Consider the following 23,503-nt stretch of genomic DNA (forward strand, 5'->3'; position numbering starts at 1 on the left):
TGAAACGGTTTTTCCGTCCGGAATTGCGTCAAAACAAAGAGATAGAGGGATGTCGCGCAAAGGGCTGCCCTCGGGCTTGACCTCAGGGGTGCGCAGCGGCGGGCTTACCTATTTGTAAAGTAGCGGCCATCCTGTCGCAAACTCCGCCGCCTAAGTTCGATCCATCTTCTCTCGAATGAGAGAAATGATCCGGCAAGCCCTACCGCTCCGGATCGTCACCGTTGCCGCTCAGGGCCTAACGGGCCCTTTCGGCATCGCAACGAAACCAAACGGGAAAAACGAACATGAAAAAATCAGTTATCGCAACCGCAATGGTACTGGCCCTTGCATCCTCGACCGGTGCCTTCGCCAAGGCAACCACCGGCACGATCGCAAGCGTCGACAAGAGTGGCGACTCGATCACGCTGTCCGACGGCAAGACGTTCATCTTGCCGGAAGGGATCGAGGCCGAGACGCTCAAGGTCGGTGAAAAGGTCGTTGTCACCTACTCGATCAAGGCCGGCAAGCTGGCGGTTTCGAGCATTCATCAGGCCAAATAAACCAGCAAAACGAGGACCGAGCGCGGGAGCGCGCCTGTGTGGATGCCATAAGAGGCAAGGTGTCCCCACAGCAGGCCCGGTGACGCGTTCGAGGAGGCAGCAAAGGAGGAGGGCAGGCTCTTTCCCTGATTAGCAGGTCGGGGGCTCTTCGCGCGAGCCAGTTATCCGATCCCCGCTCAGAAATTCTGCCAAACGTTCCGCCCCTTTACTTCGTACGATCGGAACATTGATTTTTTTGTGGGACCTACAGAATAGCGGCTTGGGTTCTCGCTGAGGTGGGAGGCCTGGTATGAACATTTGGACGAACTGCCGACCCAGCAAAATGACTGCCCACGAGCTTGTTGAAGAGCTGATCTTACAAGCCCGTCGGGGCCAAATCGTCTCCGTCAATGACACTATTGCGGCGGTGCGCCGCGACGGGCCACATCTGGTGGTAAGTGACTGCGAGCTGGTCGCTCTTATTGTTGATGTTGCACCAGCCTTTGGCCTGTTCGTCGCGTTCGATCTTCGGGAATAGCCGCATGGCTCTCCCTGGTTGCCCCCACGTCAGAACCAATACTCCCGACCGGAAGCTGGCCGCATAGCAAGTCCGTCCCTAGGTTCCGCCTATGGCAATCCTTTGGTTCTCACCTCCGGTGTACGTCAAGACGGAGCATGACGGCTTCCGCTACGGGTCCACCACGTTCAGGCTGCGGCCGAGGAACTCGTCTTGTGGACCAAGCGTGGTAAGTGGCAAAAGGCGGAGCGCGCCTGTATGATGCCATCAGCGGCAAGGTGTCTCCACAGCAGGCCCGTGACGCGTTCGAGGAAGCTGCCAAGGAGGAGGGCATGATCTTTCCTGAATAGGAGTTCTCATGGCTCGCCACTGGTTCAACCCTCCGGTCCCCGTCAAGACCGGGCGTCCAGGGGAAATCCGCAACGTCAACAACGCCGAGACAGCCGGCGAGGAGCTGATGAAGTGGACCAAGCGTGGCCCTTGCTGGGACGGCAGTTGCGCGTTTGCCACGCCGTGATATTCGACGAGATGGAGCCTGAGGAGTGCTGCAAGGCGTTCCTGGCCGCTGCCATGGAGGAGGGGACATTACTCTCCCAATGACAACTAGCTAATTTGAACTGCGGTAAACGTTCTCTGGCCAACACCGCCTTCGCGAAAGGAGTCCGCCGCCCGTGAGAAAGGCGACGGACCCGAACAGCGGCTGCACATCACGAAGAATCCCGCTGCAACCCCTAAACCCGCGAGGGGCCTACATCGTTCCCTTACAACCTGGGTTGATCGGCAGGCTGGTTCCGCTTTAAGTTTCCTCTATGTCTCGCCATTGGTTCTCCCCTCCGGTCTACGTCAGGACCGACCACCCAGGTGTCCGCGTCGCGATCAGCCGCGTCGAGGGTGCGGCCGAGGAACTCATGAAGTGGACTAACCGGGGACATCGGTGGAACGTTGCGGTACGTATCTGCACGGCCGCGCTGGCCGATAAGGTGTCACCTCAAGTGGCTGGTAAGGCATTCCCGGCTGCTGCAAAAGAGGAGGGGGCGTTACTCCCCCCAATGGCAACCAGCGGACTGTTCTAACCAAGAGGCCCGTCGCCCATGAGAAAGGCGACGGGCCCCAACAGCGCTGCACATCCAAGAGAAGAACCGAGCGCTGCGAGTTCTAAACCCGCGAGGGCCTACATCGTTCCCTATAACCTGCGTTGGTCGGCAGGCCTGTGCCGCTCTAAGTTCCCCCCATGGCAACCCATTGGTTCTCCCCTCCGGTGTACGTCAGGACCGACGGACCTGGCATCCGGTACGGGGTTAGCCATGTCGAGGGTGCCGCCGAGGAACTCATGAAGTGGGCCAAGAGGGGACCGAAGTGGACGCTGGCGGTGCAGTCCTGCAGGAGGCCGCCAAGGAGGAGGGCGTGCTCGTTCTGGAGTAGGAAGCCGCGTGGCACTGTTATCCTCTTCGTAAGGAGGTCGATTGTGCCCGCCGTTCTCGACACTTGCGCCTCTGCGCGTGACACCCCTCATGTGAACTTCATCGCCGAATACGAAAGAGCCTGGGCCGAGAATGTACTCGCTCCATTCATTTCAAATTGTTTCAGAATATTTTTCTAATCGTAAGTGACAATCTTAAAGATAGTTCCGGGTTAGCAATCCACTAACTCTCTGAGCTCGTTATCGCTGAAGTAGCGGGCATTGAAACTGCTACTATGAGGCAAGTATCAAAGGAGAGTGTCATGGCAAATTTCGTCAAGAGTTTCGCCACAGCTTTAGCCGGTGGTGCACTTGTTTTATCTCTATCATTTCCTTCCAGTGCGGCGGGAATTAACGTCGGTGCCGGCGCATCAATTGGCGGCCCAGGCGGCATCAACGCTGGTCTCGGCGCTTCGATCGGCGGTAGTGGCGGCATCAGAGCGGGAGCCGGCGCCTCGATCGGTGGGCGCGGCGGAGTGAATGCCGGCGCTGGTGCTAACATAGGCGGCAGCAGGGGCATTACCGCCGGTGCCGGCGCTAATATTGGCGGCAGGAGTGGTGTCACTGCCGGTGCTGGCGCCAACATAGGTGGCACGAACGGCGTGACCGCTGGGGCAGGCGCTAATATAGGCGGCAGGAGTGGTGTCACTGCCGGCGCAGGCGCAAATGTAGGTGGCGCGGGCGGCGTTACAGCGGGGGTCGGCGCCAACGTTGGTGGCACGGGTGGTGTCGGCGTTGGCGTTGGTGGCGGTGCCGTTCCCGGCACCCCTGGGACTCCCGGAACGCCGGGGACACCTGGAACGCCAGGGACGCCCGGCACCCCGCCGAGCGTTGTTGCTCAGCTGTCCAGCAGCCAGCTGATTCGCATGAAGAAGCGCTGCGCCGACGTGCTCAGCAGCGAAGGCACGTATGACAGCGATCTGCGTCAGCTTTGCATGCTGATCGCGCGCCGCTGAGGAGAGTGCGGCGTTAACGGGAGCGTCGAATCGGCCGTGAGGCTTTGACAACACTCTCCTGGCCTCGCGGCCGGCCCGTCACCCGCAAGGTGGCGGGCTTCTCTTGGTCAGGATCGCAGCGCTGCGGGGCTATCCACCACGCACACCCGTCCATAGATTCGGCACGTTGAGGCGCCGACAGGGTCGTCTTGGGTCATTTCGCAAGACATGGTACCGGGCATGTTCAGTAAGTGATCGTCACCACCACAGTGTGTCGCCTGCGGCGGCACCCGTCCATAGACGGTCAGGTTTTGGGTCGCACCGTCTCCGGTCCCCGGCACCGTGCTTCCCGGGGTCGATGCATCACCCCATGGCTGCAACCGCGCGACATCCTTAAATAGGCCATAGGTGACTGTTTCCGCGCCTTTCGACATTTTGCGCGCTGTTGGCGTGGAGCCGGTGGTGCCTCCATTCAAGGAGACAGTACAGGCGGTAGCCGGCGTGCACGTGACCGACACCTGCCCCGTCGCGTCGACATTTGCGCCTAGCGTTCCCACAGATCCAAAATCGATGTTCTGCATGGCGACCAGGCAGTTGGCCGGTACGATAGCCGTTACGCTAAAGCTTGGCCGCGAGATCGCGCCCGTTCCCGTGCTGCACGAACTGGAAGAAGTATACCGGTAGCGAAATTCGACATTGCTACCGGAGAAAGCCGAGAGATAGCTTCCAGGGGCGCCGTTGGTTGGCTGCCAAGGACTGCGCCGTATATGGTTGCGGCCCCTCCGCCGGTTCCAAATGCGTTCAACGTCAACTCAAATGCCGGCGCACCAGCCGGGAACCCCAGAAGTAAGAGCCCCAGACGACACTACGGGCTGAGTCCGAATAAAGCTGATAGTTGAGAACGTTCGAACCACTCAGCAGGCGCTCGAAACTGACCTTGTCGACGGGCGCGCTGGCTCTGAATAAATGACGCGAAAGCTCCTCCACAAGCTGTCTGATCCAACAGGGCTGCCGCGGAACGGCTCTCACCGCGAAGGCAAAAACCGCAAGCTGAAGGACCCGCTCCCCTGACGTTAGCGGCCGTCAGCGATCGAAGAAGGCGCGTCGAAATCTGCGGGCAAGAGTCTTGGAATTCGCTCTCCAGCCACCAGCGCGGTTCGTCTGGACAAGGTCCGATCTACGGAGCGGCGGCGGCGGACCGCCTGAACAGGATAGTTACCTTCGTGCCCTCATTCGGGCTGGAGCTCACATGGAATTGCGCATTGGCGTTTTCGATAAGCGAGCGCGCGATTAGCGCACCGAGCTTGCCATGCCTGGGCCATGTCTCGCCTGCTGGCAGGCCGATGCCGTCATCGGCAACGACCACACGACACCCGTCACCTTCAACGGTGCTGTGCAGAGTGATCGTGCCGCCTTCGCGTCCTTGAAAAGCATGCTTCAGTGCATTGGTCAGCAGTTCATTCACAACCAGTCCCGCCGGCATGGCGACATTGATCGAAACCGGGTACGAGTCCACGCTCATATCAAGCCGGATACCTTCGGTAGCATGCGACGTCATGACTGCCGAGGCGATCTGACCGAGATAGACGCCGAGATCGACCTCGTCCTTTGGTTCGCCGCCGGAAAGTGCTTGGTAGAGCATCGCGAGGGCATTGACGCGGCCTGCCAGGCGGTCGAAACGCTTTTGGTCAGGCTCTACCGCATTTCGAGCTTCCATTCGGATCAGGGCGGTAATCATTTGCAAATTGTTCTTTACCCTGTGCTGTAGTTCGCGCAGCTGAACGTCTTTTTCACGGATACGCTCCTCGGTCTGGCGGGTGTCAGTCTCGCTGTGGGCCGAAACGTCGACAAGGGCAACGAGGCGAAAACAGACTTTGCCATTGTCTTCCTGAATGAGATTCGAATAGACGTCCACGATAGCGGGCTCATCCTCGCCGCGGTGAAGCCGAAACGTCCCGACGAAATCTGTCTCGTCCGCGAGCGCCTCGGTCAGCGACTGGTCCGCCGGCTCATTGAGACCGCTGGCGGAAAGGACCGCCCAATCCTCCCGAGCAAGCTCTTCCGCCTTTACACCCGACAGCTTCTCGAATTCGGGATTGGCGTAGACCACACGTTCGTCGCCTCGCAAGTCCGACACTGCGATCGCAATCGGCACTTGATCGAGAAATTTTCTGAACTGTTCGTTTTCCAAAGCATTGGCGAGGTCCGGTACGTCGAGTAGTTGTTCAACGGACTCGGGATTCTCGGGGTCGCTATTCATCGTATGCTGCCGTCCTACAGTCTGGCGAGACAATATCAGCGATGCGGACGCCACGCCATCGCTGAGCGCCGCGTCTCCAAGTAGCGGATGAAATATCTGACGAACGATTGATTGCACGCCCGCACGCTCGCCTGCGCCGCAGACTTCTGCGCCAGACGCGAGTGAAGCATACCCCGTCCCAAAATCATCCATGGCAATCTTGACACCAAACGACTTTAGCCGACGAAGAACAACGCAGTAGTCGGGTCGCGGATCAGAACCCCTTCCGTGATTTCGAGTTCCAACCGCCCTGGCGAGAGGCCCGTTTCGCCAAACCGGCATCGGCTTCACAATCCTATTTCTGGCCATTCCGGCGCTGACGCCGATCCCGGGGCCGTTCGGCGTGGTTTTCGGCAGCGGGCTCGCGCTGGCCTCGCTCCAGATCGTTGCGGGCAGCCGGAGGGTCGCGCTGCTCCATAGGAGCCGAGGCTTGTCGGGGATCATGCGCTTCGGCACCTGGCCCTGCTTCTTCAGTGTCAGCAAGCGGGTCGGGTTGGATGAATTCGCCGGCCGCGCAGACGCTCGCCACGTCTTGCCGAAGGGGACGAGGTGAGGTCGACTGAAGCGCTTTGTCGGGCGCGGCAAATAGAGGCGATCAGGGCAAATCGTGACGCATACTGGGTGGATGATACGGAGCCGAGCTGCCCTTGTGCCCGGCTCCTCCGGCTTTGACGGGAACCTACGCAGCGTCACGTGTTAGTTGCCGACGTCGCCGCTCCGGAGCCGCTTCACGCACAAAGCGCGAAGGACCAGAGCGGCATCGGCGTAAGTGATCGCCTTTTCGCCGCCGAAAACCGGTGTATTGCCGACAACCTCTAGGACATCGCCCTCGATGCGCCAAGGAAGAATATCGGTGCGCAGCCGGCCAAAGACTTCTCGTCCGAGCGAGTTCCACGGCCCTCCAAGATCCTGCGCGGTTGCTTGAACTTGATGGTGACCGCTTCGTCGTGCCTGCGGAAAGCCGGCCCTTTGTCAGGAGCATCGCGACAAAGTTCGACAAATATTTCGAAACCGGCAAGGCGGGCGTTCGGTAGCGGTCTGAGCATCGGCTGCAGTCGGATGGGAAGGCTACGTCCCGATCTGAACAGCGCAGATCTTCGACCGTGTCAGGAATCGCTTCTCCCGTCCGTTATCGAGGCAGAACATGCCGCCGCGGCCAGGCACTACGTCGATGATGAGGTCGGTGTGCTTCCAGACCTCGAATTGCGAAGCCCCGATATAGAAGGGCGCGTCGCCGATGTGGCCGAGCAACACATCCTGATCGCCGACGATGAAGCCAGCACGCGGATAGCACATCGGCGAAGACCCGTCGCAGCAGCCGCCGGATTGGTGGAACAGCACTGGTCCGTGCTCGGCAACAATTTCCGCGATCAGTTCAGGGGCTTCCGGCGTCGCCGTAACTTTTTTGCATGCATAGTCTAATCCGGTTTCCAGTCATCTTCTCAACTGCTCGGACGAGGCCTGAGCGCCAATCATCGTCGCCGGATCGAGCGGATCGCCCTGTACGATCGCCTCGACGCGCTTCAGCGCGCGTTCCATGAACGTATCGTAGATCGATTCATGGATGAGCGCGCGGCTCGGGCAGGTACAGACCTCGCCCTGGTTTAGCGCAAACATGACGAAGCCTTCGATCGCCTTGTCGAAGAAATCGTCGTCCTCGGCGACAACATCCTTGAAGAAGATGTTTGGCGATTTGCCGCCCAATTCCAGTGTTACGGGGATAAGGTTCTGGCTGGCATATTGCATGATCAGCCGGCCCGTCGTGGTCTCGCCGGTAAAGGCGATCTTGGCAATGCGCGGCGACGACGCGAGTGGCTTGCCCGCCTCGAGACCAAAGCCGTTGACGATGTTGAGCACGCCCGGCGGCAGCAGATCGCCAATACACACAGCGCGCTCTGGGGGCGCGTTCCGGCTATGGCTTTTTTTCCGCGGAAAGGGCCGTTGTGCTTTGTGGCAGGATCTTCACTTCGGTTTCGCGCAAAAGCCCGTCGAGCGTCAGCAGCGGCGCGCGCATTGTCATGGCATAGGCGTAGTGAAAGCAATCGAAATTGCTGAGGTAGCGTTGCCAATTCCGTGTTTTTCGGCAACCGCGACGGCATAGGACAGTACTCGCAGCGGCGATCCTGGCTCGCGAAGCGCGATTCTTCTGCTTCCAGCCATTTGACCACGACCGCCTCGGCGGCGCTGTACGGGCAATTCAGCTGGTCCGGCCGGGATAGAACAATAATCGCCTCCCACGCGGCGAGCGTCGATGTGAAGGGGGAGGGCGCTTCCAGCAAGGCGGCTTCATAGCTATCGGCCGTGTCCTCGCCAGCCATCATCGACACGATGGCACAGGCATCCACGAACATTATTCGTCGCCCTGCAGATCGTGATCCAGGTCGTGATAGGCTTCTTGTGGGACCGGCTTTCGATCAGGTTGGAAAGACAGGCCATGTTTTGCCAGAATCTTCTGTGCGGTCTCGCGCGGCCGCTCCTTTTGCATCCGGTTTCGGATTGTCTCACGGAGAGCGGATATCACCGCTTCGGTGATATTGGTGCGGTCGAGGCGGGCAAGCTCCCGCGCCAATTTGTCAGCCTCGTCGTTTCGGATGTTCAAGGTCATATGTGTAGCTCCAATCGCGTATCCACCATTACGCTATCGTGTAGCTTTTTTCAGTGCTCGGTCGCTACGGCGCGGGGCGGCGTAATATTCGACGCTGCGGACATAGTAAATTCGTTTCAGCCGGCGCACCGTCATTGCCTGCCGTTGCTCGGCCGAAGGATGTTCGCAGCTGATGACGACCGTATCTTGTGGCGGGCACGTCTCACCATCGGGCGGTGAGCGATCCCAATCTGTTGGATGCCTTCAACCGCGATGCCGCCGTGCAGAAACGGACCGTGCCTGAAGCTGCAGAGGCAGCGACAGCCCTGTGGGGAAAGACAGCCGCAACCGCAATCGCCTGGTGCGCCGTGTCGGCGTATTGCAATGGGCGGATACGGGAGTACCGGTTCTGGTTTCGGGTATTCGCCTATCTTCAAGCGGGTTCGCCCGTTGCCGAAGTGGAAGCAGCGTCGGAGAGAGTTCGTCCAGGCTTTTCCCGATAAGGAAATCATGTTCGACGAGGGAACTGCCTGCTTGTCGAGAGAACGCCGGACCGAAGTCAGCCCGTCAAGGCCAGAGCCGCATCGCTGTGGCGCGTGCTGCGCCAGCCTTGACCGGCAGTCTTCGGCCCGGCGGCCGCTTTGGACGCAGGCAAACTCCGGTACGAGCGGTACCGCTCTACCCCTCGGGGTACATTACTCCGGCAATTCGTCGCCCTTGATCGGCGCCTTCCCTTTGCCGGCCCGTTTCAGGATATGCAGCGCCTTGGGAAGGTCGGCACGGGCGGCGCGTTCCTGAAAGTAACTTTCCGTGCGCAGCGCCGAAAGCTTTTCAGCGACTGCCACGTTAATGAACTGGTTGAGCGGCACGCCTTCGCTCTCCGCCACCTTGCGCGCCTCATCCAAAAGCGAGAGCTGAAGCCGCAGTGCGAAATTGCTTCTCCTCATGTCTTTTTCTCCAATCGTTTCAGCGCCTCGCCCGGCGACACGACCATGATACCGAAGCGCTCGGCCACCTTGCCGAAGTCGCGTAGGTTGAACGTCACTATAGCATCCGCCCCTCCGTTTACCGCAGCTTCCAGCACCATGTCGTCGTCCGGGTCGCGCACGGCGGGTCGCCAGAGGAAGACAAGGCGAACCGGCTCGGCGACGGCCGCCACGGCATCTAGCAACGCATTCACATCCTCGGCCGACCGGCCGGAAGCCTCAAGGTGCTCAGGCCTTGTCATGACCGCCTGGTACTCGATCATCAACGGCACCGAAGCGATGAGCGTCAGCCGGCGTTCCAAAGCCGCCACCAACAGTTGGCGCGAGGCGCCGGCATCGCTTCGGATCGCCGCCACCATTGCTGCCGTGTCAAGAAGCAGTCTCATGCAGGCATATTGGATATCGCGTGCGATATTGCAAGAGGACCGAGCTTTTCGTAAATTGCCTGGCTTGGGAATTCCAAATCGCAGTGCTCAAGTATTTGCACGCCACACTACGACAGCGCGGCAACTGAACTTGTCTTGCTGATCATCACGCCGCTCAATGCCCTCGATACACACAGAAGAGCGGGCATGCCATGCTGGACGAGGCCAAACCTGGGAACGACAAGATTACAGGGCTGACATGTCGGCACGAGATATGGTTGATCGGCGGATGACCTCGACCACGAAGTCCAGATAGGCGGCCTTGTCCATGAGCATTAGCCGATCATTTGGCGCGGGCCCAGAATGCTCCTGTACGCGCTCCCAGAGGCGTTCCCGCATCTCCCGGTTCAAGGTGATAAAGTCGCTCCCGACATAGCGGCCTGTGCCACGCTCGGCCATTAGGGCGAAAGCCGGCTTTCCGGGTTCACGCTCGACGCCGAGCAACTCGTATTCATCGATGCTGTAAGCCTTTGGTCTTGAGCCAAGCCGTCGAATTGCCGCTCCGGTATTTGCTGTCCTTGCGCCTCGACACCATGCCTTCGAGCCCCGCCTGGTCTATCAGGTGGGAAGATCGCCTTAGCCTCGCCGGGAAGCGCCTGGCTGAATTGGATACGGCCACCGTCCGGGATCATCTCGGCAAGGATCTCGCGGCGGTCCTCCAGCGCCATGTCGCGCAGGTCGTGACCATTGAGATGCAGAAGATCGAAGGCGACGAATAGAGGTCGTGCTGGCGTCGGGTGATGGCTTTCCGCAAGGCTCCGAAGTCAGACAGGCCAGTCTCGTTCAATACGACGATCTCACCGTCGATGATGGCGCTTTCCACGTCCAGTTCAGCGGCGGCCTTTGCGAGGGCGATGCCGATGGCGAAACTGTCCGAACGCGACACGATCACGATGACTGGCGAGGTGACGCTTGTTCATGATGACGGGACCGGCACGGTTCGGCTTCACGGCTACGACGTTCCGTGACGGCGCGCGGGGAACGCCTCGCAGAAATACCGGACCTCTCCACCGCGTCCGCCCTCGGCAATCGCGACAGCATGCTTGGCTTTCGACACATCGACACCGACGTAAAAAACGTTATCTTGCTCCATGGCTCGTCCTTTCTTCGCTTGGGGCTCGGCTCGGCACTCCCGAGCAACCCCCGTTTGCTTAACAGCTGCAAAGACTAAGGGCGGGCGGCCGCTCAGACCACGGTCATAACGTCTAATAGCCATCGCAACCTTACCCGCCAAATCGTCCTTGTTGCGCCAATATTGACGAGCTTCTTTTCATATAGCTTTCGGAATCTCTCGAGTTTGGCCTTTTTATCGAACTCGACCTTTTCCGCGGCCCACGTCTTGCGAGCACCGCCTTCGAGCAAAAACGCCACCGGTAGACACGCCTTGGGCGACGGCGTACTCGTACTCCTCTGGGTGTAGTTCTTACCCTTCAACTCTGAGCCGTACCGCTCTGCTACGATGAGTACGTAGTAGTCGCTGTCATCGATGCGCCGCTTGATGTAATCCCATTGAGTGTCGTCGCTGGCTTGGAATGCCTCCATCCCACAGGAATATGCCCGAGGTTAAGAACGGACTCGATGACCGACCGTCTTTCGTCCACCAAATCGGCGTAGGTCGAGCTGACGAAGATCTGGTATTTAACGTCCATGCGGCTTCACCCTTCGATCCGCCCTTGTAAGTCTGCAAGCAGGCTGGGGATAACGCCGTGCCCGCATCAAGAAGCCGAGTCATGATTCTTGCAAGGGGTGAAGCGATCAAAGCCCGACCCGCGCGCTGGCACGCTAGGTTGCCCGGTTTGCCGGAAGGAATAATCACTTGCGGCCGAGGAGCATGAAACGTGCGGTGCCCCCCGCCGCAGCGACAGCCTTCGCTATTCCTTCTTGTCGACCAGCGCCCGTAGTGCCGAGACGTCATGCAGCAATAACCTGCTGCCGCGCTTTTCGATCAGGCCTCTCTTGGCGAGGTCGCTCATTTCGCGCGAGACCGCTTCCCTGTGCGTGCTCATCGTTGCCGCCAGCTCGGAATGCGTCGGTGCCGGGCTTATGGACACCTCGCCGTCCACGAGTGCGGCTTTCTCCGCCCGATGCAGGAGCTCGACGATCAGCCGTTTTCGCACGACCAGAGTGCTGTATTCGAATACCCGCTCGGTCATGCGCCGGAGCTGGGCAGACAGATGCTCAAGCAGCATCCAGGCAAAAGTCGGGTGGGTCATCACGATATCCCGGAATGCTGTGCCGGACAGCCGTGCAGCGCGGGTTGCCTCCAGCGCGACTACGCTGGCAGAGCGTGCAATCCCGTCAATGCCTCCGAGCTCCCCGAAAATGTCGCCCGGTTCGACATCGCGATACGCTATCTCCCTGCCGTCCGCTGAAACCAGTGTCACGCGAGCCCGTCCTTCCAGCAGGAAGAAGACATCGCGACCAGTGTCGCCGTGGGAAATGATTAGCTCGTTGTGTCGATAGCTGCGCTCGTGCCACCGTTTGGTCAGCGCGGCGAGGTCGGCATCGCAAAGTCTTGAGATGAAGGCCAGAGAGCCTGTCACAACGGTCTCTTGTTCAATCAAGTGTACTTCACCTTACTCCCTATCCAAGGAAATTTGATGGCCGCAGGCCCCGCTTTCCGGGATGCAAACTGGGAGCGGATTTCGCCAATGTTTTCCCCGGTGTGGGAATTCCCACAGCCGAGCTTGGTTCGACTGTCATATCCTTGTTGCAACGTCAGGCCCGCCGGCTCGTGTGAAAGCCGGCGAAGGGAAAGGGAACAGTCATGAAATTCTTGGCTCCCGTCACAAAACTTGCTGCGGGGTTTCGCAAATTCGTCGCGCCGCGCTACCGCCCGGAGCTTTATTACATGCGTGGCCCGGGGCCAGCCACCGCCCGCCGTATGGGCACGCCGCGGCAAAACCAATCCATCGACCACTACGCCTAATTTGCCTCGCGGACGGCTGACGCTCTCGCCCGGAGTGCCGTTCGCGCCGTTCCGTACCGGTCAATTCAGATCAATGAAGGGACGATCTGATCATGGTTATGATTCATGCTGCCGCCATTGGTCCATTTCGCAGGTGGTTACGCCTCCGCGCCGAGCGAAAAGCTCTCTTGTCGGCAACGGACCAGTTGAGCCGTTTACCCGATGACGTCCTTGGCGACATCGGCATCTCACGTGACGAAATCATGTGCGATTTGCGAAGCCGCGCCATCCGTCATGCGGAGGCAGGCGCGGCCGGCACGACGATCGAGCGCACCAGGATCGCTTCGGCCTCGATCCCGAAACGGTTGGCCGCCGGCAGTGGCTACACCTCGGCCGAGATCCCCTTTGGCTGGTCCACGAGCGCGCGATCGAGCCTTACATCGGCTTCGACAAGCAGCGGCGCGCGGACGGGACCTTCGAACGGCACTACACCTGCGACCCCAAGGACTGAATGTTGACCGACGGGAGCTGGGGAGGATCTCAAAATGATCATGTCAGTTGTTAAGTCCCTCGCGCCTGTGACGCTCGGCACCGTGCTGATCGCAATCAGTCCGGCTTCATTGTCGGCTTCTGACGCTCAGGACCTTGCGTTCGCTCACGCTGACATGCCAATCAAACAGCTGAAAGACGTCTATTTGGATTGCGAGCGGGGAGGCCGCCGGTGCGCTGGGGACGGAAGACGTGATGTACTGTTCGATGCGTGAGTTCCGACTAGGCGCGCGATAGCAGTTTGCGCATAATCAACGATGCATGGCCTTCTGCACCGTGCGACGCGGCCCTGCGATCGACCACTTCGAACATGTTTGGACCGCGCACTTCGCCGATCAGCGCAGTAACCAACCCGCGGAGTTCCGCGAGCGACAGCCTTCAAACGAATCAGTCGGTGGTAGCGTCACGCATAGGGTGAATCACGAACGCGCTCGCCTGCAAACCCCTTCGCCCGGAAATCTGCCCCGGTTACGCGGTTCGCCAGCAGACTGAGAAGGAGCGGCTTCAGCCGATCGCCGATGCTATTTGTTATCTTTGTGCTTAATGGCAGCTTTGCGCCCCGATTTCGGCAGTTCGACTATATCGTTCGAACTGCCGAAAGCTGTCGGGGCTCCGGCCCTCTCAAACCCTCCGCCGCCGTTGTCGCGCATGTGCCGCATGCCACCTGCCGTGCTTTCAGCGAGCGACCTTACCTCCAGTCCGGAACCTAGCAGTCGCCCAACTGGTTCAACCTTCCGCCACGGCTGGGCAGAGGAGGGCGTGCAAAACGGTAGGCGCGACTAAGAAACGGTCGCGGTTCGAGTCGGTAGAGGGATACCGCCGATACAGTGCTGTAACCGAGTTCGTTTGCTGACGGGACTTCTTAATCGGCGCAAATAGGTCCGACTCTAACCTCCGCAACCAGTTCCAGCATAAATCACTAATAGTCACGATCTGATCAAAGCCCCGCCGGAAAAAACGGCAAGGCATTTCCCACGGCAGGTTTGGCGAAGCGCGGAAGGGCACTCTGCCGCCCAGAGTAAGCGGCCTGCACGCGAGAGGGACCCTTTTCCAAGCGCGGTGTTCGAATCCCTCCCTCTCCGCCATACGACATTGTTTACGTTGATAAAAATACAAGAATAGATTGCGCGTCCGCCATAAAGCCCGCCAACCGAAAAAGGCGTATTCGCGGCACGTCAGCTTACGACACAAATATGCGGGGTTGATGCTTCGAGCTGGGAGATGGCAGAGATCAACTTCGGCTTCGCTAAGCGAAGTCGTGGGATTCATGCGACAGCGGAATTAGGATATGCGACGAGCACCCCGTGCCGGGTCAACCTCGCCGTCGGGAAGTACCGATCGGTGCGGAACCGAGCGGATTCACGCTTGTCGGCAGCGGACGGCGGCGGTGGCGGTCAGCATCCGAGCAGGCTCCCAATTAGCGAGACAAACGTCCAGAGCGGAGGGACTTCGCCAGCCTGAACGACCGCTCTCCTCGGCTTAGTCAAGCATACCTACGGAATGATGCGCCTGGCCGGTGACAAATGAATCTCTGCTGGCCTCCGATGATATGGGGAGGCGCTCGCAAATCGCGCCCTACGCGCGGGTTGATCGGTTGATCAACATCAAAGCTTGAATATGAGAAATGCGCTAACTGTGACGGCGGTGGTCACGGTGGCTCGAGTGTCAGCAGATGTGGTAAGGTTGAGTGTCGGCGAGTAGCAGAGGTCCAGCAACAATGACTTTGAGGCGAACCAGAGCTTACGGCGCATCCGGCTTGGTTCTAGCGGTTTGCACTGTGTTTGCTTGGCAGAACGCCACTGCTGCTCACAATTGCGACGCAGCCGCGACGCCTGGCGTCAATTGGCATGAGTGTGACAAGAAGCTTCTCATCCTAGAAGGACAAGACCTGAGCGGGGCGAACCTGTTCGGTGTTGATTTCACTTCGACCGACCTCAGGAACAGCAATCTCCTTGCGGCAAATCTTGAGAAGGCAACGCTTGTGCGTGCTTCCCTGGCCGACTCGACCGCCAAAGGCGCCCGGTTCGACAGAATCGAGGCCTACAGGACCGACTTCAGCCGTATGGACGCGCAGGGCGCTGTGTTTGCGAGCGCGGAAATACAGCGCTCGAATTTCCAGGGCGCCAATCTGACCAATGTTGATTTCACAAAGGCAGAATTGGGGCGTGCGCAGTTCCATGACGCCGATATCAGCGGCAGCCGCTTCTCGTTTGCCAATCTCGCACGGGCGGACTTCCGAGGAGCGACGTTCACCGCGCCGATAGACTTTGACCGCGCCTTTTTCTTTCTGACCCGTATCGAGGGCGTCGATCTTTCCAATTCGGCGGGTCTGTCCCAGTGGCAGCTCAACATGGCTTGCGGAGACGCCCGGACCGAGTTGCCTTCTGGCTTGACGAGGCCTGAAGATTGGCCCTGTCAATTCCAGCAGGAATAGTTGTCGGCAAGCGAACTGTGCAATGCTGCACCCGACAGGATTTGAACCTTTAACTTCTGCCTTCGCGAGAGGAACTCGCCATGGCTACCCTGTCGACCGATGCACCAATCTCTCCGCTTCGCCAGCGCATGCAGCACGACATGCTCATGCGTGGCCTGGGCTCCCATACCCAGCAGGACTACGTTCGTCACGTCCGGCGCTTCGCTGTGTTCCTTGGCCGCTCGCCCGACACTGCGACGGCTGAGGACATCCGTCGATTCCAGCTGCATCAGCATGAGAGCGGCGTCGGCTCTGCGACGATCAATGGCGCGGTCTCGGCACTGCCGTTCCTGTCCCTCGTGACGCTGAAGCGTCGGGATCTGGCGCGTGCGCTGGTGATCATGAGGTGTCAGCGCAAGCTGCCCGACGTGCTGAGCGTGGAGGAAGCGGCGCGGCTGCTCGAAGCCGCATCCAGCATCAAGGCATCAAGTACAAGGCGGCACTTGGCGTCGCCTATGGCGCGGGCCTGCGCGTGTCCGAAGTCGCGCAACTCAAGATCGACGACATCGACTCGACACGCATGCTTATCTGCGTCGAACAGGGCAAGGGACGCAGTGCCGCGCGACAATCAAGTTGAGAGCGCGTGTTGCCTTGATTGTCGCACGGCAAAGACGAGAGCCGCGTCCGTAAAGACCATTCGGCGCGCAACCTCGCCATGATCCGCCGCGGGGTGCTCAACATGCTCCGTCGCGAGCCTTCAAACTCGCTCAAGCGTAAGCGCCTCAAAGACCTCATGAACCCGACCTACCGCCAAGCCGTCCTTGCCGGTTAACGATTCATGATTTGGCCCTGCGTTGGCTTTCGTGTGCACTGTGTGTGCATTGAGAGATGTGATGTGGCCAAATGGCTTTCGGTCGCGGCGGCGCAATCGTAAAATAGGTTATGTCTGAGTAAGCGCCGTCTGACGAAATATTCAGTCTTTCCGACCGGGCATTGGACGGACTGAAGCAAAAAAAAGATAATGAAATGGATAAGATAGAGCGGCATCTTGCTCTTGCTCCTGCGATGGACTGGATGAACGTGGCGATCAACATCTTTCGGATACATTCGTGATTGCGGCGCAGCAGCCGCCAAGGCTCAGATAACAGGACATCTGTTTAGAAAACAAAACATCGGATTTGATATCCGGCAGTCGACGTGCTTGCGGCTCGTAGCGGGCTTGCGAGGGCAAGCGTGTGGTCTGCTCTCGCAACCTTGGAGGGGATTGGCATCGTATCTTCAGAGGGAACGGGCAGGGCTCGTCTTTATCGGTTGAATGATCGCCATCCACTGGCGACATCACTGGAAGCCCTCTTTGAGCAGGAGGCGCTTAGGTATTCCAACATTCGCGCTTTAGTCACTGAGGCGGTCTCCGCAGTTCGGCCGAACGTACTCGCGGCCTGGATTTACGGCAGCGTGGCGAGGGGCGAGGACCGTCCAGACAGCGATCTCGACATCGCAGTGGTTACGCCATCCGAAAAGCTAGAAAGCGCGCTCCAAGAGATCCGTGAGGCACTGGTGACCCACGGTGAAGAGCTTGGCTTCAATCCCTCGGTGGTGGGACTCACTCCGCAGGATGTGGCGAGGCTGTCGAGCACGGGAGACCCTTGGTGGGGCGGCGTCGAAGCAAATGCCCTGCTCGTCTTGGGTCCACGCCCGGACGAACTCGCAACAAAAACTCGCCAGAAGGCGTTGGCATGACCAGAAGAGGTGCGACGAAAGTAGTCGAGACAGGCTTTGGCGAGGAGCGATTGCGCATCGCCCGCTCATATTTGAAGGCTGCCCGTTTGGAGGTGCAATGTCTGAAACGGGTAACATCGGCAATCCGGCTATGTCGCAGATCGTGAATGCGGCAATAGCATACGCCGTGCGCTCACTGCCCGATTTGCAGGAACGATCAACCGCGCGGATCATGCGGCCGTGGTGAAAACCATGCGCGATGCGCTTGGAAATCGCCTTCCTGCAGCGCAGGCCAGCCGGTTGCGGAGCATTCTCCATGAGAAGGACGAAGCTCAATACGGAATCAGGGCAAAATCACTACCCGAAGCCGAGAGCTTGCTCGACAAGTTGGAAGAGTTCGCGGAGTGGGCGGAAAAAGAACTGGAAGTCTGATCAGCAATGGAGGCGGCATGTCGCTTATGGCGACCTGAATGTTACTTCAGCAGTTTGATCAGCACTGTGAAAGCCGCGTCGATGTCAGCGCGAACCGCGGCCCGGACAGCTTCCGCGTTGCGGTCTCGCAGCGCTGCAAACATCTGCTGATGGTGCTGGTTGGCGGTCGAATAGTTTCCAGAATCGTGCAGCATGTTGAAATAGGGACTGATCTGCAGCCACAGGTTCTCGATGATGTTGAGCATGTTTTCCGAACCCGCGGCTCGATAGATGGAGAAATGAAAGGCGTAGTTGGCCCTGAGGTAGGACTTGACGTCGCCGGCGGCATTGGCCTGTTCGAGTGCGTCCAGATGCTGGCGCAGCAGCGCCACGCTGGGATCGTCCATTCGCTCGGCCGCCCATGCGGCGGCGATCGCCTCGATCTCAAACCTGACGTTCCTGAGATCGATGAGTCGCGCGCGGCTTAATGCCGGGATACCGATCGAACGGCCAGAAACCACCATCAATGCGTTGGCGGCGCTCAGACGCCGCAGTGCCTCGCGAACCGGCATCGGGCTGACGCCGAAAGCGTCTGCGAGGCTCTGCACCGTCACCATTTCACCTGGAACGATACTGCCGTCGAGGATCAACTCGGTGACGTGCCGGTAGACCCTGTCCTGCAGGGTTTCCCTGGACAGCGGCGTAATCTCGACGCCCGGCTTCCTGAATGCCGCCCCAGCCATCTGTGCCTACCTTTCCCCAAACGGCGACGCTCTTGTCCTACCCGGCGCCTGTGCCCGGAATGCAAGGTTCGGATTGCCGCGTCAAGCGCCGGCGTATCCGGCTTTTACCCATTAGCATTTCATCATTGATCTTTGATCAAATCATGATACGGTCAGCTGCGTCGAATGACAAGGAGCACGTTTCGTGCCCTTGGGAGGCATTTGGTCGTCTGAATTGGGAGGAGTTTCGAATGGGTATCGGATCGAAAGCCCGGCGGCTCGCGCTGCTTGCCGGCATGGCTGTTTGCGCCTTTGGGATGTCGGCGGCCGAGGCGGCCGGAAAGCACAAAATATTTCTCAGCATGAGCTTCATCGGCAATGATTGGCAGGCCGAGGCCGCCAACATGGTCAAGGCGATGGCGTCGCACAAGAGCATGGCCGACAAGGTCGACCTCCAGGTTCAGGTGGCCGGGCCGAACGCACAGCGCCAGATCCAGCAGATCAACGCGATGGTGCAGGCAGGTGCCGAAGCCATCGTGATCTTCCCGATCTCGCCGACAGCGCTCAACCAGGTGGTGAAGAACGCCTGCGACAAGGGGGTAAAGGTGTTTGCCTACGATGCCGAGATCACAGAGCCCTGCGCCTACAACGTCCATATCGATCAGGAAGAGGCTGGCCGCGTGACGGCGGAGTGGCTGGTCAAGAAGCTCAATGGCAAGGGCAACATCATCGCAGTGACCGGCGTTCCCGGCACCTCGGTCGACGATCTGCGCACCAAGGCCGCAAAGGAGGTGTTTGCCAAGCATCCCGACATCAAGATCGTGGGCGAGGCTGTCGGTATGTGGAGCCAGGCGGTGGCCCGCACCGAACTTTCCAAGATATTGGCGACGCGCAGCTGGGACGACATAAATGGGCTGTGGATGCAGGTCGGCTGCTTCACCGCCAATTCCATGCAGCTCGAGGCCGGCAAGAAGAGCAGCGAACTGCTGCCTTGCGCCGGCGAGGGCTCCAATGGCGGGCGCATCCAGATGCTGCCGGAGGGCACGGAGGTCGAGGGCGCAGCCTCTCCCTATGCGCCGCTCGGCGCGCCGCGTATCTCCTATGCATCGCCGCCCTATTCCGGCGCGCTTGCCCTTAAGCTTGCAGTCGAGGCACTTGACGGCAAGGAGGTTGCCAAGAAGACGATCCTGCCACTGCCGGTCGTCACCAACGACACGATAAAGCTTTGTAACGAAGGCACCTGGGCAGAGATGAAGGCTGGCTGTAACGCCTTCAAACCGTCGCTGGTCTCCAACCCCGGCTGGTTCGCCTCGATCTTCTCCGACCAGACACCTGAAATCGGTCTCGCGGCCGCCCTTGTCGGCCAGCCCGAGGAGTAAGGCTCTCCGAATGGGGCGTGGGGTGCTTTGGAGGCCCTCCCACGCACCCCGTGCAGGCCGGGACTGGGATCATGATGTCAGCGCAATCGACAGCTGTCGGCATAGAGGGCGTCCGCAAGGCGTTTGGTGCGACGGTCGCCCTCGATGGCGTCTCCTTTGAGATCGTTTCGGGCAGCGTGCACGCGCTGCTCGGCGAAAACGGTGCCGGCAAGTCGACGCTCGTCAAGCTGCTGTCGGGACTGGTGCGGCCCGACGAAGGGCAAATCACCATTCTTGGTGAACCGGCGCCACTCGGTTCGCCGCGCGCCGCGCACGCCAAAGGCGTGCAGACAGCCTTCCAGGAAATGACGCTGGTGCGCGATCTCAGCGTTCTCGACAACATGCTGCTGCCCTACGCGCCTGTCGGCTCGAGCGGCCTGATCAGGCGGGCGAGCGCGCGCAGGGCGGTGCGCCAGCACATTTCAGATCTCGGCTTTTCGGTCGATCTTGACGCCGAGGTCGCAACCCTCGATCTCGCCGTCCGCCAGAAGATCGAAATCGCGCGCGCGCTCTATCGCAAGCCGCGCATCCTCCTGCTCGACGAACCGACCTCGACGCTGTCGGGCGGCGATGTCGAGTGGCTGGGCGGCATCATCGCGCGACTTAACGCCGCCGGCACGACGGTCGTGTTCATCACCCACCGCATACGAGAGGTGCGGGCCTTCTGCGACACGCTGACCATTCTCAGAAACGGCCGTCACATCGTGACGGCGCCGGTGGCCGACGTCCCGGATGGAGAAGTGATCGAAAAGATCATCGGTCGCAGCATCGCCCAGACCTTTCCGCCGAAACCCGAAAGCGAGGCGGTCTTCGGTCCGCCGGTGCTCGGCGTACGCGATCTCAAGACCGGCATGAAGCTCGACGGCGTCGGTTTCGACCTGCGCAAGGGCGAGATTCTCGGCATTGCCGGGCTTCAGGGCATGGGCCAGCTCGACCTGTTCCTCGCCTGCTTCGGCATGGCCGAGATCGAGCGCGGCCATATACTGGTCGACGGGCGCGAAGTGTGGCTCGGCTCGCCCGCCGATGCGCTCAAGGCCAACATGGCGATCGGGCTGGTGCCGGAGGACCGCAAGACCGAAGGCCTGTTCCTGAAGCTCTCGGGCCGGCAAAACGTATCGCTGCCGGTCGTCGCGCGTTTTACCCGATTTGGCCTGATCAGCAGGCACGAGGAGGCGCGGGCCGTCCAGTCCGCCTTCTCGGCGGTCGAGGTCGACCACCGCGCCATGTGGACGAGGGCGGGGGCGTTTTCGGGCGGTAACCAGCAGAAGATCGCCATCGCCAAATGGCTGGTCGCCGAGAGCCGCATCCTGCTGCTCTTCGACCCAACCCGCGGCATCGACGTCGGCACCAAGCACGAGCTCTATGTGATGATGCGCGACTATGTGGCGGCCGGCGGCTCGATCCTTCTGCATTCAACCGAAATTCCCGAGCTGGTCCATCAATGCGACCGAGTGCTCGTCCTCTATGACGGTCGCCTGGTGGCGGAGCTTGCCGGCAACCACATCACGGAAGGCGCGATCATGCGACCGGCGCTGGGGCAAGGCGAGTTGGTCCGGGAGGCGGCGGAATGAGCGTGACGAGTTTGCCCGCCGCGGCACCGGCCGCGACATTGACGCGGCTTCTCGCGCGGCACAGCGGCGCGATCATCGCGGCGATCGTCTTTGCGGTGCTCCTGCTCATCGTCGATCTGGTCAGTGCCGGGCGGCTCACCTATTTCGACATTTCGTTTCTCTCCAGCGGCGGCGCCACCTCGGCGCTGGCGGCGATCGGCCAGACGGTGGTCATCCTGTCCGGCGGTTTCGACCTGTCCGCCGGCGCGGTGATCTCGCTGGTCAATGTCGTCCTGGCAAAAGGTATGGATCCGATGGCGACCGGCACCAGTGTCGCGCTGTGGACCTTGGCCGGAATTGGGGTCGGCATGCTGGTCGGCGCCTTCAACGGCTTCTTCATCGCCGTCCTGCGCATGCAGCCAATCGTCGTCACGCTGTCGACCATGTTCATCCTGCAGGGGGTAACACTGCTGGTCATGGACAAGCCGGGCGGCTTCGTCTCGCCCGATCTTGGCGCCTTCTATCTCGGTGATGCTATCGCCGGCTGGATACCGATGCCGCTGGTGGCCATCGGCGTCGTCCTGCTCGGCTGGTTCTGGCTAAAAGGCACACGCTTCGGGACGGCGCTTTATGCCGTCGGCAGCGATCCGGACGCGGCCGCTTCAGTCGGCGTGCGCGTCGTTCTCGTGCGCTTCCTGGTCTATGTCATAGCCGGCGGCTGCTACGGGCTCGCCGGCGTCTTCATCAGCGCACAGACGGGCAGCGGCGATCCGCTCGTCGGTAACCCGTTGTTGCTGTCGATGTTCGCGGCGGTCGTCGTCGGCGGTACAAGGCTGGGCGGCGGTCAAGGCGGGCCGGTTGGCACCGTCTTTGGCGCCTACATCCTGATGATGGTCGTCAACATCCTGCTCGTACTCAACGTCTCGGCCTATTATTCGACGATCGCCGAGGGCACGATCCTGATCCTTGCCGTGCTTGCCGGCTCGCTGTCGCATGGCTCCGTGCTCGCCCGCCAACTGCGTGCGCTGCGGGCGCGGTCGGCCGCATGGCGCGCCGGAATGCTGCCCTCGCAGATCGATCGCACCGACCGGCGGCTATGGATCGCGCGTGGCAGCACCGACGATCAGCAGGCGCCGCAGCCGGCCTTCCATATACGCAATGCCGAGACGCTGCGTTATGCGCTGCCGGCCTATGTCTGCCTGGCCGTCGTCGTGATCGTCACCCAGATCTGGCTCGGACGCGCCATCGTCAACGTCACCTACTGGAACTCGCTTTTCGTGCTGTCGAGCTTCCTCGCCGTCCTGGCGCTTGGGCAAGGCAGCGTAATCCTCACCGGCGGGCTCGACCTGTCTGTACCGTGGACGATCGGTCTCTCGGGCATCCTGCTTGCCGGCATGGTCAACGGCTCGGATGGTGCGCTTGCCTATGCACTGCCGGCGGTGCTGCTCACAGCTTGCCTGATCGGTCTTGCCAACGGCATTGGCATCGTCTTCCTCGGCATTTCGCCGATCGTGATGACGCTGGCCACCAACGGCATTCTGCAAGGCGTCGCGCTGCTTTACTCGCAGGGTACGCCGGCCGGCTTCTCCTCGCCGATGCTGCGCTGGTTCATGACCGGGAAGGTATTCGTTGTGACGCCGGTGGTGCTGTTCATGATCGCCTTCGTCGTCTTTGCCGTGCTGCTGCTTGGCCGCACCCCTTTTGGCCGCCGGGTTTATGGCATCGGCAACAGCCTGCGCGCGGCCCAGCTCTCCGGCATCGCGGTCGGGCGCACGCTCATCCTCGTCTATGTGCTGTCGGCGGTCTGCGCGGGGCTCGTCGGCATCATGCTGACCGGCTTTTCCGGCCAGGCCAGCCTCGGCATGGGTGACGACTATCTGCTGCCCTCGATCGCCGTAGTCGTCGTCGGCGGTGCGCTGATCACCGGCGGGCGCGGCCACTATCTCGGAATGCTGGGGGGCGTGCTGCTTTTGACGGCGTTGCAGATGCTGCTCGCCGGCACGACGCTGCCTTATGCAACGCGGGCGATCCTGTTCGGGTTGGTGGTGCTCGCTGCGGTCATGGCGCTGCGCGAAAGGCGGATTCAATGA

28 protein-coding genes and 7 pseudogenes are annotated in these 23,503 nt (G+C 60.4%); 20 read left to right on the forward strand and 15 right to left on the reverse strand.

Going from position 1 to position 23,503, the window contains the following annotated elements:
- Positions 1–284 precede the first annotated feature (284 nt).
- The 6 genes from NKJ15_RS16885 (at position 285) to NKJ15_RS16910 (ending at position 3,450) form a co-directional block, all read left to right on the forward strand.
- Positions 285–539: a DUF1344 domain-containing protein gene (locus NKJ15_RS16885; protein WP_352542757.1), complete on the forward strand. Its 255-nt coding sequence runs from the start codon at positions 285–287 to the stop codon at positions 537–539.
- 289 nt (positions 540–828) lie between these two features.
- On the forward strand, positions 829–1,056 hold the full coding sequence (locus NKJ15_RS16890; protein WP_352542756.1) for a hypothetical protein: 228 nt from the start codon (positions 829–831) through the stop codon (positions 1,054–1,056).
- Positions 1,057–1,268: 212 nt separating this feature from the next.
- Complete coding sequence (locus tag NKJ15_RS33010) at positions 1,269–1,385, forward strand: DUF982 domain-containing protein (protein ID WP_352923083.1); 117 nt, start codon at positions 1,269–1,271, stop codon at positions 1,383–1,385.
- 8 nt (positions 1,386–1,393) lie between these two features.
- Complete coding sequence (locus tag NKJ15_RS16900; protein WP_352816328.1) at positions 1,394–1,552, forward strand: hypothetical protein; 159 nt, start codon at positions 1,394–1,396, stop codon at positions 1,550–1,552.
- 292 nt (positions 1,553–1,844) lie between these two features.
- Positions 1,845–2,108, forward strand: a complete 264-nt coding sequence (locus NKJ15_RS16905) for a DUF982 domain-containing protein (protein WP_352816329.1) — start codon at positions 1,845–1,847, stop codon at positions 2,106–2,108.
- 649 nt (positions 2,109–2,757) lie between these two features.
- On the forward strand, positions 2,758–3,450 hold the full coding sequence (locus NKJ15_RS16910; RefSeq protein ID WP_352542754.1) for a hypothetical protein: 693 nt from the start codon (positions 2,758–2,760) through the stop codon (positions 3,448–3,450).
- Between the two features lie 107 nt (positions 3,451–3,557).
- On the opposite strand, the gene NKJ15_RS16915 is transcribed toward NKJ15_RS16910, so the two are convergent.
- From NKJ15_RS16915 to NKJ15_RS16930, 4 genes and pseudogenes are all read right to left on the reverse strand, one after another.
- Positions 3,558–4,010 carry a Csu type fimbrial protein gene (locus NKJ15_RS16915; RefSeq protein WP_352816331.1) on the reverse strand — a complete coding sequence of 151 codons (453 nt, stop codon included), beginning with the start codon at positions 4,008–4,010 and terminating at the stop codon, positions 3,558–3,560.
- A gap of 226 nt (positions 4,011–4,236) precedes the next feature.
- Entirely contained in the window at positions 4,237–4,458 is a 222-nt protein-coding gene (locus tag NKJ15_RS16920; RefSeq protein WP_352816333.1) for a spore coat protein U domain-containing protein, read from the reverse strand.
- A 148-nt stretch (positions 4,459–4,606) separates the two neighbouring features.
- The gene (locus NKJ15_RS16925; protein WP_352542777.1) at positions 4,607–5,689 is read right to left on the reverse strand and encodes a sensor histidine kinase; all 1,083 of its coding nucleotides are present in this window, start codon (positions 5,687–5,689) and stop codon (positions 4,607–4,609) included.
- A 156-nt stretch (positions 5,690–5,845) separates the two neighbouring features.
- A pseudogene (locus NKJ15_RS16930) lies at positions 5,846–5,997 on the reverse strand (EAL domain-containing protein); the annotation flags it as partial.
- Positions 5,998–6,002: 5 nt separating this feature from the next.
- Between NKJ15_RS16930 and NKJ15_RS16935 the strand changes: the two are divergent.
- Both NKJ15_RS16935 and NKJ15_RS16940 read left to right on the forward strand, forming a co-directional pair.
- Positions 6,003–6,140: pseudogene (locus tag NKJ15_RS16935) on the forward strand (exopolysaccharide biosynthesis protein); the annotation flags it as partial.
- Positions 6,141–6,588: 448 nt separating this feature from the next.
- Positions 6,589–6,762: pseudogene (locus NKJ15_RS16940) on the forward strand (coproporphyrinogen III oxidase); the annotation flags it as partial.
- 34 nt (positions 6,763–6,796) lie between these two features.
- On the opposite strand, the gene NKJ15_RS16945 reads toward NKJ15_RS16940, so the two are convergent.
- From NKJ15_RS16945 to NKJ15_RS16960, 4 genes and pseudogenes are all read right to left on the reverse strand, one after another.
- Entirely contained in the window at positions 6,797–7,162 is a 366-nt protein-coding gene (locus NKJ15_RS16945) for a DUF779 domain-containing protein (RefSeq protein ID WP_352542776.1), read from the reverse strand.
- Positions 7,163–7,165: 3 nt separating this feature from the next.
- Positions 7,166–7,609: pseudogene (gene adh / locus NKJ15_RS16950) on the reverse strand (aldehyde dehydrogenase); the annotation flags it as partial.
- A 368-nt stretch (positions 7,610–7,977) separates the two neighbouring features.
- Positions 7,978–8,079 (reverse strand): annotated as a pseudogene (locus NKJ15_RS16955) (type II toxin-antitoxin system VapC family toxin); the annotation flags it as partial.
- Complete coding sequence (locus NKJ15_RS16960) at positions 8,079–8,333, reverse strand: type II toxin-antitoxin system VapB family antitoxin (RefSeq protein WP_352507621.1); 255 nt, start codon at positions 8,331–8,333, stop codon at positions 8,079–8,081. The gene NKJ15_RS16960 and the pseudogene NKJ15_RS16955, both read right to left, overlap by 1 nt.
- A gap of 215 nt (positions 8,334–8,548) precedes the next feature.
- On the opposite strand from NKJ15_RS16960, the gene NKJ15_RS33015 reads away from it, so the two are divergent.
- Positions 8,549–8,815 carry a Y4oE-related protein gene (locus NKJ15_RS33015; RefSeq protein ID WP_502906918.1) on the forward strand — a complete coding sequence of 89 codons (267 nt, stop codon included), beginning with the start codon at positions 8,549–8,551 and terminating at the stop codon, positions 8,813–8,815.
- A 192-nt stretch (positions 8,816–9,007) separates the two neighbouring features.
- Here the strand turns inward: NKJ15_RS33015 and NKJ15_RS16965 are convergent, their stop codons facing one another.
- The 6 genes and pseudogenes from NKJ15_RS16965 to NKJ15_RS16990 form a co-directional block, all read right to left on the reverse strand.
- Entirely contained in the window at positions 9,008–9,259 is a 252-nt protein-coding gene (locus NKJ15_RS16965) for a hypothetical protein (protein ID WP_023722511.1), read from the reverse strand.
- Positions 9,256–9,684: a putative toxin-antitoxin system toxin component, PIN family gene (locus NKJ15_RS16970; RefSeq protein WP_352816335.1), complete on the reverse strand. Its 429-nt coding sequence runs from the start codon at positions 9,682–9,684 to the stop codon at positions 9,256–9,258. The genes NKJ15_RS16965 and NKJ15_RS16970 overlap by 4 nt, the downstream gene beginning before the upstream one ends.
- Before the next feature lie 225 nt (positions 9,685–9,909).
- Positions 9,910–10,167, reverse strand: coding sequence for a hypothetical protein (locus NKJ15_RS16975; protein ID WP_352816374.1), 258 nt, complete (start codon positions 10,165–10,167; stop codon positions 9,910–9,912).
- Positions 10,122–10,391 carry a hypothetical protein gene (locus NKJ15_RS16980; RefSeq protein ID WP_352542933.1) on the reverse strand — a complete coding sequence of 90 codons (270 nt, stop codon included), beginning with the start codon at positions 10,389–10,391 and terminating at the stop codon, positions 10,122–10,124. The genes NKJ15_RS16975 and NKJ15_RS16980 overlap by 46 nt, the downstream gene beginning before the upstream one ends.
- A 517-nt stretch (positions 10,392–10,908) precedes the next feature.
- Positions 10,909–11,372, reverse strand: a pseudogene (locus NKJ15_RS16985) (DUF4062 domain-containing protein).
- Between the two features lie 222 nt (positions 11,373–11,594).
- Positions 11,595–12,266: a Crp/Fnr family transcriptional regulator gene (locus tag NKJ15_RS16990; RefSeq protein ID WP_029356805.1), complete on the reverse strand. Its 672-nt coding sequence runs from the start codon at positions 12,264–12,266 to the stop codon at positions 11,595–11,597.
- 224 nt (positions 12,267–12,490) lie between these two features.
- On the opposite strand from NKJ15_RS16990, the gene NKJ15_RS16995 reads away from it, so the two are divergent.
- From NKJ15_RS16995 to NKJ15_RS17030, 8 genes and pseudogenes are all read left to right on the forward strand, one after another.
- A complete protein-coding gene (locus NKJ15_RS16995) occupies positions 12,491–12,652 on the forward strand; it encodes a hypothetical protein (RefSeq protein ID WP_167522729.1) in 162 nt (53 codons plus the stop codon).
- Between the two features lie 244 nt (positions 12,653–12,896).
- Positions 12,897–13,142, forward strand: a complete 246-nt coding sequence (locus tag NKJ15_RS17000) for a hypothetical protein (RefSeq protein WP_352542936.1) — start codon at positions 12,897–12,899, stop codon at positions 13,140–13,142.
- Positions 13,143–13,176: 34 nt separating this feature from the next.
- Positions 13,177–13,395, forward strand: coding sequence for a hypothetical protein (locus NKJ15_RS17005; RefSeq protein ID WP_352542932.1), 219 nt, complete (start codon positions 13,177–13,179; stop codon positions 13,393–13,395).
- 1,502 nt (positions 13,396–14,897) lie between these two features.
- Positions 14,898–15,614: a pentapeptide repeat-containing protein gene (locus NKJ15_RS17010; RefSeq protein ID WP_352456374.1), complete on the forward strand. Its 717-nt coding sequence runs from the start codon at positions 14,898–14,900 to the stop codon at positions 15,612–15,614.
- Between the two features lie 146 nt (positions 15,615–15,760).
- Positions 15,761–15,889, forward strand: a pseudogene (locus NKJ15_RS17015) (phage integrase N-terminal SAM-like domain-containing protein); the annotation flags it as partial.
- A gap of 110 nt (positions 15,890–15,999) precedes the next feature.
- Complete coding sequence (locus NKJ15_RS17020) at positions 16,000–16,230, forward strand: tyrosine-type recombinase/integrase (protein ID WP_352542561.1); 231 nt, start codon at positions 16,000–16,002, stop codon at positions 16,228–16,230.
- 596 nt (positions 16,231–16,826) lie between these two features.
- Positions 16,827–17,333 carry a nucleotidyltransferase domain-containing protein gene (locus tag NKJ15_RS17025; protein ID WP_352542539.1) on the forward strand — a complete coding sequence of 169 codons (507 nt, stop codon included), beginning with the start codon at positions 16,827–16,829 and terminating at the stop codon, positions 17,331–17,333.
- Between the two features lie 231 nt (positions 17,334–17,564).
- Positions 17,565–17,744, forward strand: coding sequence for a hypothetical protein (locus tag NKJ15_RS17030; RefSeq protein WP_352542537.1), 180 nt, complete (start codon positions 17,565–17,567; stop codon positions 17,742–17,744).
- 41 nt (positions 17,745–17,785) lie between these two features.
- Here the strand turns inward: NKJ15_RS17030 and NKJ15_RS17035 are convergent, their stop codons facing one another.
- On the reverse strand, positions 17,786–18,466 hold the full coding sequence (locus tag NKJ15_RS17035; RefSeq protein WP_352473177.1) for a GntR family transcriptional regulator: 681 nt from the start codon (positions 18,464–18,466) through the stop codon (positions 17,786–17,788).
- 230 nt (positions 18,467–18,696) lie between these two features.
- On the opposite strand from NKJ15_RS17035, the gene NKJ15_RS17040 reads away from it, so the two are divergent.
- From NKJ15_RS17040 to NKJ15_RS17050, 3 genes are all read left to right on the forward strand, one after another.
- Complete coding sequence (locus tag NKJ15_RS17040) at positions 18,697–19,824, forward strand: sugar ABC transporter substrate-binding protein (RefSeq protein WP_352542536.1); 1,128 nt, start codon at positions 18,697–18,699, stop codon at positions 19,822–19,824.
- 71 nt (positions 19,825–19,895) lie between these two features.
- Positions 19,896–21,434 (forward strand): sugar ABC transporter ATP-binding protein, encoded by a 1,539-nt coding sequence (locus NKJ15_RS17045; protein WP_352542535.1) that lies wholly within the window; start codon positions 19,896–19,898, stop codon positions 21,432–21,434.
- The gene (locus NKJ15_RS17050) at positions 21,431–23,503 is read left to right on the forward strand and encodes an ABC transporter permease (protein WP_352816340.1); all 2,073 of its coding nucleotides are present in this window, start codon (positions 21,431–21,433) and stop codon (positions 23,501–23,503) included. The genes NKJ15_RS17045 and NKJ15_RS17050 overlap by 4 nt, the downstream gene beginning before the upstream one ends.

The organism is Mesorhizobium sp. M0207, assembly GCF_040321995.1.
GTDB lineage: Bacteria > Pseudomonadota > Alphaproteobacteria > Rhizobiales > Rhizobiaceae > Mesorhizobium.

Coding starts and splice junctions, on each gene's coding strand:
- NKJ15_RS16885 (WP_352542757.1), top strand. CDS start 285: ATGAAAAAATCAGTTATCGCAACCGCAATGGTACTGGCCCTTGCATCC.
- NKJ15_RS16890 (WP_352542756.1), top strand. CDS start 829: ATGAACATTTGGACGAACTGCCGACCCAGCAAAATGACTGCCCACGAG.
- NKJ15_RS16900 (WP_352816328.1), top strand. CDS start 1,394: ATGGCTCGCCACTGGTTCAACCCTCCGGTCCCCGTCAAGACCGGGCGT.
- NKJ15_RS16905 (WP_352816329.1), top strand. CDS start 1,845: ATGTCTCGCCATTGGTTCTCCCCTCCGGTCTACGTCAGGACCGACCAC.
- NKJ15_RS16910 (WP_352542754.1), top strand. CDS start 2,758: ATGGCAAATTTCGTCAAGAGTTTCGCCACAGCTTTAGCCGGTGGTGCA.
- NKJ15_RS16915 (WP_352816331.1), bottom strand. CDS start 4,010: ATGCAGAACATCGATTTTGGATCTGTGGGAACGCTAGGCGCAAATGTC.
- NKJ15_RS16925 (WP_352542777.1), bottom strand. CDS start 5,689: ATGAATAGCGACCCCGAGAATCCCGAGTCCGTTGAACAACTACTCGAC.
- NKJ15_RS16960 (WP_352507621.1), bottom strand. CDS start 8,333: ATGACCTTGAACATCCGAAACGACGAGGCTGACAAATTGGCGCGGGAG.
- NKJ15_RS16965 (WP_023722511.1), bottom strand. CDS start 9,259: ATGAGGAGAAGCAATTTCGCACTGCGGCTTCAGCTCTCGCTTTTGGAT.
- NKJ15_RS16970 (WP_352816335.1), bottom strand. CDS start 9,684: ATGAGACTGCTTCTTGACACGGCAGCAATGGTGGCGGCGATCCGAAGC.
- NKJ15_RS16980 (WP_352542933.1), bottom strand. CDS start 10,391: ATGGCGCTGGAGGACCGCCGCGAGATCCTTGCCGAGATGATCCCGGAC.
- NKJ15_RS16995 (WP_167522729.1), top strand. CDS start 12,491: ATGAAATTCTTGGCTCCCGTCACAAAACTTGCTGCGGGGTTTCGCAAA.
- NKJ15_RS17005 (WP_352542932.1), top strand. CDS start 13,177: ATGATCATGTCAGTTGTTAAGTCCCTCGCGCCTGTGACGCTCGGCACC.
- NKJ15_RS17010 (WP_352456374.1), top strand. CDS start 14,898: ATGACTTTGAGGCGAACCAGAGCTTACGGCGCATCCGGCTTGGTTCTA.
- NKJ15_RS17030 (WP_352542537.1), top strand. CDS start 17,565: ATGCGCGATGCGCTTGGAAATCGCCTTCCTGCAGCGCAGGCCAGCCGG.
- NKJ15_RS17035 (WP_352473177.1), bottom strand. CDS start 18,466: ATGGCTGGGGCGGCATTCAGGAAGCCGGGCGTCGAGATTACGCCGCTG.
- NKJ15_RS17040 (WP_352542536.1), top strand. CDS start 18,697: ATGGGTATCGGATCGAAAGCCCGGCGGCTCGCGCTGCTTGCCGGCATG.
- NKJ15_RS17045 (WP_352542535.1), top strand. CDS start 19,896: ATGATGTCAGCGCAATCGACAGCTGTCGGCATAGAGGGCGTCCGCAAG.
- NKJ15_RS17050 (WP_352816340.1), top strand. CDS start 21,431: ATGAGCGTGACGAGTTTGCCCGCCGCGGCACCGGCCGCGACATTGACG.